Annotated in this window: 1 pseudogene; it reads left to right on the top strand. The window is 59.0% G+C overall.

The features are described from left to right. Positions 1-134: 134 nt before the first annotated feature. A pseudogene (locus SB660_RS19135) lies at positions 135-398 on the top strand (hypothetical protein); the annotation flags it as partial.

Genomic DNA, 398 nt, shown 5'->3' with positions numbered 1-398 from the left:
CAGCAGTGGCTCCGAAGCTGACTGCAAAAAGGTCTCCAACGCGCAAGGGCCTCGAGGGGTGGTATCCCTACTACGCTGGCTACACCGAGCAGTTCGCGCAAGGCATCATCGCCGCAGCGTCGGGCGGGTGCAGATTGAGGGTTCTCGATCCTTGGAACGGGAGCGGTACGACTACTCGGGCGGCGACCACTCTCGGGCACTACGCGGTTGGATTCGACATCAATCCAGTTGCGACACTAGTAGCATCCGCCAAACTTGCCAATCACGATGACGCAGCCCATGTGCAAGGATTGGCGCAGCGCCTTGCTACATTCTCTTCTGGCACGCAACCCCACGGATCAGATCCACTGCTGAACTGGCTTGGTCCAGCAGTCGTTAGTCGCTACAGAGCCATAGAG

It is taken from the genome of Bacillus sp. SIMBA_005, from assembly GCF_046535585.1.
GTDB lineage: Bacteria > Bacillota > Bacilli > Bacillales > Bacillaceae > Bacillus > Bacillus pumilus.
Note: the sequence above shows the minus strand (reverse complement) of the source record. Positions and strands in the feature narration are given on the sequence as shown.